Origin of the sequence: Pseudomonas sp. RW3S2 (assembly GCF_014268955.1) — a bacterium.
Classification (GTDB): Bacteria; Pseudomonadota; Gammaproteobacteria; order Pseudomonadales; family Pseudomonadaceae; genus Aquipseudomonas; species Aquipseudomonas wayambapalatensis.
Genome location: NZ_JABWRM010000014.1, coordinates 168,981 through 175,678, shown reverse-complemented (window position 1 = coordinate 175,678; position 6,698 = coordinate 168,981). Strand labels below are relative to the sequence as shown.

General features: G+C 66.7%; 6 protein-coding genes. 1 reads left to right on the top strand and 5 read right to left on the bottom strand.

Translation table 11 applies throughout. The features are described 5' to 3' along the window. Nucleotides 1–94: 94 nt before the first annotated feature. The 4 genes from HU748_RS19820 to HU748_RS19805 form a co-directional block, all read right to left on the bottom strand. On the bottom strand, nucleotides 95–1,543 hold the full coding sequence (locus tag HU748_RS19820) for an efflux transporter outer membrane subunit (RefSeq protein WP_186721585.1): 1,449 nt from the start codon (nucleotides 1,541–1,543) through the stop codon (nucleotides 95–97). Continuing rightward, the gene (locus HU748_RS19815) at nucleotides 1,540–2,601 is read right to left on the bottom strand and encodes an HlyD family secretion protein (RefSeq protein ID WP_186668149.1); all 1,062 of its coding nucleotides are present in this window, start codon (nucleotides 2,599–2,601) and stop codon (nucleotides 1,540–1,542) included. Before HU748_RS19815 ends, HU748_RS19820 begins: the two co-directional genes overlap by 4 nt. Nucleotides 2,602–2,624: 23 nt before the next feature. Further along, nucleotides 2,625–4,166 carry an MFS transporter gene (locus HU748_RS19810; RefSeq protein ID WP_186721583.1) on the bottom strand — a complete coding sequence of 514 codons (1,542 nt, stop codon included), beginning with the start codon at nucleotides 4,164–4,166 and terminating at the stop codon, nucleotides 2,625–2,627. A 121-nt stretch (nucleotides 4,167–4,287) separates the two neighbouring features. Beyond that, nucleotides 4,288–5,193: a LysR family transcriptional regulator gene (locus HU748_RS19805; RefSeq protein WP_186668152.1), complete on the bottom strand. Its 906-nt coding sequence runs from the start codon at nucleotides 5,191–5,193 to the stop codon at nucleotides 4,288–4,290. Nucleotides 5,194–5,385: 192 nt separating this feature from the next. On the opposite strand from HU748_RS19805, the gene HU748_RS19800 reads away from it, so the two are divergent. Beyond that, entirely contained in the window at nucleotides 5,386–5,832 is a 447-nt protein-coding gene (locus HU748_RS19800; protein ID WP_054894901.1) for a universal stress protein, read from the top strand. Nucleotides 5,833–5,835: 3 nt separating this feature from the next. On the opposite strand, the gene HU748_RS19795 is transcribed toward HU748_RS19800, so the two are convergent. After that, nucleotides 5,836–6,696 (bottom strand): HlyD family secretion protein, encoded by an 861-nt coding sequence (locus tag HU748_RS19795; protein ID WP_186710987.1) that lies wholly within the window; start codon nucleotides 6,694–6,696, stop codon nucleotides 5,836–5,838. Between the last annotated feature and the right edge of the window lie 2 nt (nucleotides 6,697–6,698).

Below are 6,698 nucleotides of genomic sequence, written 5' to 3'. Positions count from 1 at the left end.
CCGCCGCTCCCACAAGTACAGAATCGGTGCTGTCCATCCTGCGGGAGCGGCGGTTCGGCGCCCCGACTTGCCCGCGAAGAATCCACCACCCATCTCAAACCTTGTCGAACGCCTGCCAGCCGCCGCCAAGCGCCTTGTACAGGCCCACCAGCGCCTGCGACACCGCCGCCGAGCTGTCGATCCACTGCTCCTCGCTGGCCAACAGTGCCGACTGCACGGTCAGCACGTTGAGAAAGTCCACCGCCCCTTCCGCGTACTGACGCTGCGCCGTTTCCAGGGCAATGCGGTTCTGCCGTACCGCCTCGGCCAGGTGGTCGCGCCGCAACTGGCTGGCGTTGTACAAGCGCAGCACATCGTCGATCTCGTGCCAGGCACCCAGCACCACCTTGCGGTAGTTCAGCGCCGCCTCCTGCTGCTGCGCCTCACGCAACTGGAGCGTGCCTTTCAGGCGGCCGCCTTCGAAGATCGGCAGCGACAACTGCGGCCCGAAGGCGAATCGCCGCGAATCCCAGTTGCCGAAATCAGCCAGCTGCATCGATTGGAAGCCAGCGCTCCCGGACAAGCGGATGCTGGGGTAGAAATCGGCCTTGGCCACGCCAATGCTCGCGGTGGCGGCATGCAGGCGGGCTTCTGCCTGGCGAATGTCCGGGCGGCGCTCGGCCAGCTCCGAGGGCACGCCAATGGCGAACTTCTGCTCCGGTGCCGGCAACGCGCCAGCGTCCAGCAAGGTGCTCTGCAGGCTGCGCGGCGGCTCGGCCGCCAGCAGGCTCAGGGCATTGATCAGGTCATCGCGACGCGCCTGCAAGGTCGGCAGGCGCGCTTCGATCGACGCCACCTGGGCGTTGGCCTGGGCCACGTCGAGGCGAGTGGCGACGCCCTCGGCCTGGCGGTCCTCGGACAGCTTCAGGCTGTGCCGGGCAACCTTCAGGTTATCCTCGGTGACCTGCAGGGTGTGCTGCACCGCGCGCAACTGGATATAGTCACCCGCAGTCTCGGCGAGCAGCGCCAGCAGCACGCCATTGCGGTCATTCTCGGCGACCTCGACGCTGGCGTCGGCGGCCTCGACCTGGCGCCGCACCCGCCCCCAGAAATCCAGCTCCCAACCGGCAACCAGATCGCCCTGCCACAGGTTGAAGGCCGACTTGCCCGCCTTGCCGGACGGGTCGCTCAGCCCTTCGGCGCTGTTGCGCGCGCGGCTGTAGCCGGCGTTGACATCCACCGACGGCAACTCGTCGGCGGCGACGGTACTGCGCAGCGCCCGGCTCTGCAGCAGGCGTGCGCTGGCGATCTGCAGATCGAGGTTGCGCGTCGCGACCTGCTCGATCAGCGCGCTCAGGCGCGGGTCGTGAAAGCTGTCCCACCAGCGCAGTTGCAGCGGCTCTGCCACAGGCTGGCTCGCCGCCTGCTCGCCCTGCAGGGCGTTCCATTGCTGCGGCGCCTGGCTGTCGGGGCGCTGAAAGTCCGGGCCGAGGGTGCAGCCGGCCAACAGCGCGGCGAGCAGCACCGTGGGAGTGGCTGCCGCAATGGCTGGATGAGCTTTCATCGCGCCGTCACCTCTTTACCAGCCAGGGTGTCACCCTGGGTATCGATGGTCGCCTCCACCGACATGCCCACGCGAAGACGCTCGAGCAGAGGCTGCCCATCATCGAAGACGATCCTCACCGGAATACGCTGCACCACCTTGGTGAAGTTGCCGGTCGCGTTGTCCGGCTTCACCGCGGCGAAGGTAACGCCGGTGGCCGGCGCGATGCTCTCGACATGCCCGTGCAGGGTTTCGCCGGAGAAAGTGTCGACGCTGATACGCACCGGCTGGCCTGGCTGCACATGGGTCAGTTGGGTTTCCTGGAAGTTGCCGACCACATAGGCCTGTTGCAGCGGCACCACCGACAGCAGCCGCGCCCCCGGATTGACGTAGGCGCCAACGCGCAGCGCGCGTTCACCGACCATGCCGTCCACCGGCGCAGTGATGCGGGTGTAGGACAGGTCCAGCTCGGCTTTTTCCACGCCGGCTTCGGCCCGCTTGAGCTGGCCATCGGCACTGGCGACCTGGGCCTGGAGGATATCCACCTGCTTGCGCGTGGCGACCAGCGCCGCCTGGGTGTTGGCCAGTCGCGCACGGGCCTGGTCGACCCGGCTGCGGGCCTGCTGGGCGTTTTGCACGGTGCCGGCACCCTGCTCGGCCAGACGGCTGTAGCGCGTCACTTCATGGTCGGCGAAACCAGCCTCGGCCTGCGCGGCCTTCACCGCAGCCTCGGCCTGGGCGATCAGCGCCGCCTGCCGCTCGAGGGTGGCACGGGCATCGATGGCCTGCGCCTTGGCCACCAGCAATTGGGCTTGGGCGGCATCGAGCGCGGCCTGGTAGTCGCGGGCGTCGATGGTCGCCAGCAACTGGCCGGCCTTGACCTGTTGGTTGTCCTCGACCAGCACCTGCTTGATAAAGCCGGCCACCTTCGGCGCGACCACGGTGTAGTCGGCGGTGACGTAGGCGTCGTTGGTGCTCTGGCGGTGGTCGCTGCCGAACATCCAGGGGCCGACGATGGCGGCGAGGACGGCCACGGCGAGGACCGAGCCGATGAAAACTGTCTTGCGTGTTTGCGTCATGTCATTTGTCTCGAACTACAGCGTCAGGCCACCGCACGGGGCGGATAGACCCGGGTAGGCACAAAGGGAATCAGGCAGATCAGGGCCACGGCGATGCAGGCCATCACCAGGTAAAGGTCGGCCGAGGTGAGTACCAGGGCCTGTTCGTGAAGGCGCCTGGCCAGGTTCGCCGCGCCGTCGTCCAGCAGTGGCGCATTGCCCAGGCTGTCGACCAGATGATTGGAATGAAAATGCCGGCGCAGGGTGCCCAGGGCATCGAGCAGGCCGGTAGCGACCACTGCCGCCAGGCCCTTCACGGTGTTGAACCAGGCGGACGCGAACGGGCCTTCCTGCGGGGTCATGCCGTTGGTCGAGAGCATCAGCAGTGGCAGCACCGCCATCGGCTGGCCGAACACCTGCAGCAGGTAGTACGGGTAGAAGTCACCGCGGATCCATTCGCTGGTCAGCAGGCTGCTGCCCACGCACGAGGCCGCCAGCATCGCCAGCCCGCTCGCCAGTACCCAGCGGCAGTCCACCGCGCGTATATTGCACAGCGCTGCGGTGAGCGGCAGCGCGATCAATTGCGGCATGGCCACCAGCATCATCAGCGGGCTGGTCTGCGCTGGGCGATAGCCCTGGATCTGCGCCAGGTACGCCGAGGGGATACTGCCCACCCCCGACAGCACCACCAGCACACCGGCCAGGGTCACCAAGGCGAAGCTCAGGTTGCGCCGCGACAGCATGCGCAACTGGAAGAACGGCAAGGGCTCGGACCATTCGTTGTACATGAACAGCACCAGCAGCAGCAGGCCACCGCCCAGCAGCCAGCAGATCAAGGCCGAATCGAACCAGCCCCAGCGATCGCCCAGCGACAGGCCCAGCACGATGCTGCTGAGGGCCGGCAACCCCAGCAGCACGCCGCGCCAGTCGAACTGCCTGAAGCGCTCCAGGCGCAGCGGATCCTGCGGCAGGCCCCAACCGACGCAGAAGATCGCCAGTGCCGAGGGCAGGATGATCTGCCAGAACGCCCACTGCCAGCCGACATATTCGGTCCACAGGCCCGCCAGGGGCGTGCCGAGGTTCGGCCCGAACGTGGCGGTCAGGGCATAGCAGGCCAGGCCATAGACCTTGATGTTCGGCGGCAGGAAGCGCAGCGCCACGCTCATCAGCATCGGCGGCAATGCTCCCGAGGCGAAACCCTGGAGCACGCGCAGCAGCATCAGGCTGTGCAGGTTGGGGGCGAAAGGCTGGACCAGGCCCAGCACGGCGAACAGGCCAATGGCGGTCATGGTGAAGCGGCGCAGCGAGAAGGTGGTGGCCAGCCAAGGTGCGAAGGCCATGGCCGACACCGACGCAGCCGCATACACCGCCACCAGCCAGGCGCCCTCGTCGGCACCGATGCCCATGGCGCCGCGGATATCGGCCAGCGAAATCTTCGTCACCGCCTCGTTGAGGCCTGCGCAGAGCACCGCCAGCAGCACACCGAACAACCCCACCACCACGCGCAGGCCGAACGGCGTCTGCGCGGGCGCGGCCGCCACGGGGGCGGCGGCGATCGCAGCGGCGGGCGCGGTCAGGGAACTCATTTTCGACATCTCCAGCAACATTTTTCAGCTGTGGGAAGTCTAGGGGTGGGGAATGCTTACGAAAACTGACTTGTCGGCAGGTTTATATTGCGCCAGACGCAATCCGCTTTCGGTGGTGGCCTCAAGGCTCGGTCCCGCAACACGCCTTCAGCGTGCGCCGCAGCCACCGATGCGCCGGGTCATTGTCAAACCGTGGATGCCAGGCCTGCATCACCCGCACCTTCTCCAACTCCACCGGAATCTCGAAGGAGCGCAGCGGCAGCCCGAACTTCAGCACATTGCCGAGGATATTCGCCGGCATCGGCAGGATCAGGTCCGAATTCGGCAGGGAGAACATCGCCGAGTGGAAGCTCGGGGTGATCAGCGAAACCCGCCGCTGCAGTTTGTAGTTGCCCAGCTCCACGTCGATCGGCCCGTTGGCCCGCCCGCGCCGCGACACGCTGATCTGTGGATAGCGGACAAAGCGCTCGGGGGTGATCGGTGCGTCGAAGATCGGATGGTCGTCCCGCGCCAGGCCCACGAAGTGCGTATCGAACAGATGCTGCACCTTGATCTCCGGCCCCAGTTCGATACTCGAGCTCACCACCAGATCGATCTGCCCGTGGCGCAGCACGAGGTCGTCATCGCCATGGGCTTCTGGCACGAAACGCAGCACCGTACGCGGTGCCTGGGCCAGCATCATGTGCAGCAAGCGCGCGCCATACAGGGCGACGAACAGGTCGTTGGTGCGGATGTTGAAAGCGCGCTCCAGGTTCGGCAGGTCGACGTCCTCGCCGCTGTTGAACACCAGCCCGGCCTGCTCCACCAGCGCCCGCACCTGGTCACGCAGGGCCAGCGCGCGGGGTGTCGGCACCAGGCCACGGCCGGCCCGCACCAGGATCGGATCGCCCAGCGCGTCGCGGATTCGCCCCAGTGTGCGGCTCATCGCCGCCGGGCTCAGGTTCATGCGCTGCGCAGCGCCCACCACACTGCCCTCGTCGAGCAGGGCATCGAGGGCGACAAGCAGGTTCATGTCCGGGAGTTGCATGGCCGTTTTCCGTGGCGAGTGTGGGAAACGCGATGGTAGCAGGTCGCACGATTGCGTCTGGTGCAATGACGCCGTGCGTGGGGTGCTATTTATCCGGGTTGGGGGAAGGTTCGAGAATGGTGTCGATCTTTTCGCGGGCAACCCCGCGAAAAGATCGACACCGCTCACCCGCCCTGACACAAGGCCCCGCCAATGCCCATCCTCATCGCCATCGACGCCTCCCCCGCCAGCGCCCCCCTGATCGACCTCGCCCGCCGCTACTGCCGCCCCGGCGAACATCCATTGCAGGTACTACTGGCCATCGACCCGACCTTCGCCGTGCACGAGCGCCCGGCGTCCTATACCGAGCAGGAACTGGAGGAATACCCCGCCGCCTGCGAGGAGCAGCAACTGGCCGAACGCGCCCTGCAGCAAGCGGTGGCCACGCTGCGTGAAGCGGGTTTCCAATGCCAGGGTTGCATGGTCGCCGCGCAACCGGTCGAGGCCATCGTCGACAAGACCCGGGAACTCGGCTGCGAGCTGATCATCATGGGCCACCGGCACCTGTCGCGCCTTGGCAGGCTGCTGGACCCGTCGATCAGCAGCAAGGTGATCGACCGGGTACAGGTGCCGGTGCTGGTCTGCCCGGCAGGCGAGTGACCCTCACGCCCCGCCTGGCTTGACCACCACCGTGCAGGTCGTGCCCGCCGCCAGCAGATACCCTTCGGGCACCTCATCGATATGAATCCGCACCGGCACCCGCTGCGCCAGGCGCACCCAGTTGAAGGTCGGGTTCACATCGGCGATCAGCTCGCGGCTCTGCGGGTTGTCGCGGTCGTAGATACCACGGGCGATGCTCTCGACATGCCCCTTGAGCAACTCGCCGCTCATCATCTGCAGCTCGGCCTGGTCCCCTACCTTCACATGCGGCAGCTTGGTCTCCTCGAAGAAGCCGTACACCCAGAACGAATGCTCGTCCACCACCGCCATCACCGCCTCGCCGGTGCGGGCGTAATCGCCCTTGTGGATATTCAGGTTGGTGACGTAGCCGTCGACCGTGGCGACGATCTCGGTGCGCTTGAGGTTCAGCTCGGCCGCCGCCAACTGTGCCTGGGCCTGCTGATAGTCGGCCAGGGCGGCGTTTGCGATATTGCTGGCGTCGTCACGGTTTTCCTTGGAGATGACCAGGTTGTCCAGGTCGGCACGGCGCCGCGCGTTGACCTTGCGCATCTCCCAGGTGGACTTGCGCGAAGCGACCAGCGCCCGGGCCTGCTCCACTGCCAGGCGATAGTGCTCGGGGTCGATGCGGATCAGCACATCGCCCTTCTTCACCTGCTGGTTGTCACGCACCGGCACGTCCACCACATAGCCCGGCACATCGGCGGCGACGTTGATGATGTCGGCGCGCACACGCCCGTCGCGGGTCCAGGGCGTGGTCATGTAGTGCAGCCACAACTGGCGGCCGATCACCACGGCAGCGGTCAGCACCAGCAGGGTGGCGAGGAGGCTGAAGAACTTTTTCATCG